Origin of the sequence: Nonomuraea sp. NPDC059023 (assembly GCF_042740095.1) — a bacterium.
Classification (GTDB): domain Bacteria; phylum Actinomycetota; class Actinomycetes; order Streptosporangiales; family Streptosporangiaceae; genus Nonomuraea.
The window spans coordinates 4,757-7,863 of sequence record NZ_JBHYIO010000098.1; the positions used below are offsets into that span (position 1 = coordinate 4,757).

2 protein-coding genes and 1 pseudogene are annotated in these 3,107 nt (G+C 68.8%); all 3 read right to left on the bottom strand.

Features of this window, described 5'->3' with window-relative positions; all coding sequences use genetic code 11:
• Positions 1-1,757, bottom strand: a 1,757-nt coding sequence (locus ACFWYW_RS58560; RefSeq protein ID WP_379641450.1) for an AAA family ATPase, incomplete at its 3' end; no start/stop codon positions are given.
• Positions 1,754-2,095 carry a hypothetical protein gene (locus tag ACFWYW_RS58565; RefSeq protein ID WP_379628222.1) on the bottom strand — a complete coding sequence of 114 codons (342 nt, stop codon included), beginning with the start codon at positions 2,093-2,095 and terminating at the stop codon, positions 1,754-1,756. The genes ACFWYW_RS58565 and ACFWYW_RS58560, both read right to left, overlap by 4 nt.
• A gap of 16 nt (positions 2,096-2,111) precedes the next feature.
• A pseudogene (locus tag ACFWYW_RS58570) lies at positions 2,112-3,107 on the bottom strand (hypothetical protein); the annotation flags it as partial.

The following is a 3,107-nucleotide window of genomic DNA, read 5'->3' on the forward strand; positions in this document are numbered from 1 at the left end:
GTGCCGACATCCCCGGGCCCTTCGTCGGTCTTGGGCTCTAGCCCGACGGCTGAGATACCGGCCTTGTAGGAGCCGGTGCCGAGTGCGGCGTCGTTGCTGGTCTGGTCGCCGATGGCGAAGCACGCCTTGTTCGAGGTGATGGCGATCAGTTTGCGCGGCAGCGAGTCCGAGGATGGCTCCGGGGTTGCGAAGATGATGGTCACCGCGTACTTGCGGGCGGCGTTTTCCAGCTTGACCGCCAGTTCAATCGCGGTGTTGCCGTACTCCTCGTGCAGGAAGAGCGCCTGGCATTCGTCGATGACGATGATGCGGGGGCGTAGCCGGGCGTCTTTCTCGGCCAGTTCGCGGGTGACGGCGCGGGCGCCGTGCTCCTTGAGCGCCTGGCCTCTCCTGTCGAGGTCGTCGTAGGCGTCGCGGATGGAGGCCAGGCACGCCGCGGCGACGTCGTCGCCGGTGCCGGTCATCAGTGTGCGCAGCCGAGGCCTCATCGGGTCGTAGTCGGCGTTGACGGCCATCACGTACACGTCTGCGGTGACGAGCGGGTCGAGCAGCGCGCCCAGGAGCAGGGTGATGATGAGCGTTGACTTGCCGCTGCCCATCATCCCGGCGATGACGTAGTTGGCCTCGAACAGGCGGCCGATGATGGATTTGCCGCGGATCTCGACGGCGACGGGTACGCCGCGGAAGTAGTCGCCGGCGCCTTTCTTCAGCAGGGGCCACTCGGGGACGGGGCCGGTGAGTGCTCCCTTGTCGGCAACCCACAGGTCCATGACGCCGGGATGGTCGCGGGGTTCGGTAGGCCAAACCTCTACCGGGAAGCGGGAGAGGTTGTGGGCGAGGACGGTCTTCTTGCCGAGGATCATCTCTACGGTGACGGCGTACGGAAGCTCCAGTTGCGTGCGGTAGCCCTGCCCGTCCCGCTGTGTCGGCAAGATGAAGCGGGGCCTCCAGCCCGCTTTGAAGGCCCTGTTCAGGGCGGAGATATCGAGGTGGCGCAGTGCGTTGAGGATCGACCCCTCGTCGGGGATGACGTCTTTGCGGTGAGCGTCGCCGGGAGCATCAGACATCGTCCACGCGGGAAGCGCCTCTGCGCAGCGGTCGCCTTCCCGATAGGCCGCCCACAAGATCAGGATGGGGGCGCTGATGACCGCTGGTGTCCACAGGAACGCGATCGTGGTGAACACGAATCGCAGCACATCGGCTGCCCATGTCCATAGGGCGCCGAACGAACCGGCTCCGGACCACCAGATGGCCGTCGACAACAGCACCATCAGCGTGGGGACGCCCAGCACGACGCCGACCGTCACCTTGACCAGGCCGAGCATCATGCGCGGCAGCGCCATCAGGAGTTCGCGCCGGTCCTTGCTGGCCTCCCGTTTGTGGTCTTGCGCCGCCCTGAGCGCCTCCCGGTCGCCGAGGGCGCGGGCGACGCGGATCTGCTCCCGGTAGACGCCGAGACTGAGCCCCTCCCAGGCACGAATCCACCAGGAGCGCAGGCCCCTTCCGATCGTGGCGCCCACGCTGAGGGCGGTAGCGGCGGCCTTGCGTGGCGCCGGCGACGGGATGAACCGTGCCACCACCCCGGCGGGAGTGTTGTGGGGAGGCATCACCTCGACGTCGTAGACGGTCGGCTCCTCCACCTCAGGCGCCTGCTCGGCTACCTCACGGCTGCCGGGCACCGCGAGTTCGGCGCCAGGCGAAGGTTCGTCGCCGGTGGGCTCTGGCTGCTGCCGCAGCAGCCGGAACGGACGGCTCACCGGCGCTCCCCGGCAGGCATCGCATACGGAGTGGCGAGACGGGACGTGGTCAGGTCACTCAGGTGCTCGTGGATGGCCTGCAAGACGACGAACAAGCCGCTGGCCGTACGCGCGCCCAGCTGGGCCGCCACGTCGAGCAGAGCGAGCACACCGGCGCCGACGGCAAGACCAGACACGGCCAGGAACCCGCAGATCGCGTACAGGGGCGACCACCAGCCGCAGGCGCGTACCCGTGCTGCGAAGCCGGCGGCGGCGACCGCGTCGGTCTGAGGTGAGCGGGTGGCGCTGAGGGCGAGCACGAGCGGAATCAACAGCGCAGGGACGATCAGAACAGACATGTCAGTACTCCATGCGTCAGGAGGTGGGGGAACCGTTCAGGGAACCGGCGAGCGCCGGTGCGCGGTCCGCGTCATCCGTACGCAGGTCCGTAGGGAACACGGCCTTGCGCGCGTCGGCGACGGCCTTCTCGCACCATGACCGCTTGCGTCCGGAGCGGGCCTGCAGCGTGTCGTAGTCCGGGCCCCACTTGTCGCCTTGGGCGGCGGCGGTGAGGATCTCGGCCGTGATTTCCCGTACGAATACGGTTCGGTCGATGTGATCACGGTCTGCGGATACGGAGCCGTTACGGAAGACCAGGACCGTACGCGGCGGCGCCGTACGGACCGTGCCGGGACGGAAGGTGAAGCCGCGCCGCAGGACGTGGACCGCGGGCTGCGCCGGCTCAGAGGTGAACGAGAACTGCCGGGCGAGCCGGACAACCCGTATGACCGGTTCCGTACGCGCCTCCGTACGAAGGACCACGATCCGGCGCACCGGGATGGTAGGCGTGGGCGCCTCGGGAGAGGGCATCCACTCCGAAGAAGCGGGAACATCCAGAAGGCCGCTCACACTGAACAGCGCCGCCACTTCCGCGCGGACCCGCTCCTGCACCTCCGGGTCGCGGCCCAGCCCGATGTGCTGGGCGGCTCGTTCGAAGACCCGGTCGAGTCTGGCGAGGGCGGTGCGCTGCTTGCGGTCGGATGCGCTGGTGTCGCGGAGTTGCTTGGCGCGTTTGGCCGCGAGACCTATGCGGGTGACCCACCGCTGGGCGTCCACGTCGGCGGCGCTGCGGTCCCGGGCCTCGGCAAGACCAAGCCGTACCAGGATGCGTTCGGGGGTGAGGCGCCAGTTGATTCGGCCGGTGCCGCGGATGCGGTGCCGTTCGATGGCCATGCCGCGCTCCCACAGCCAGGCCGCGACGAGCGGCGCGGCCAGGCGGAAGATCGCCTCGGGCAGGCTGCGCGCGTCCATGCTGGAAAGCACCGCGGTCAGGCAGGTCAGCGCCCATACGGCGATGCCGTCGATGCCCGC

What these genes read in the sequence shown, in the direction of transcription:
- ACFWYW_RS58565 (WP_379628222.1), bottom strand. Translation starts at nt 2,095, where the DNA reads ATGTCTGTTCTGATCGTCCCTGCGCTGTTGATTCCGCTCGTGCTCGCC.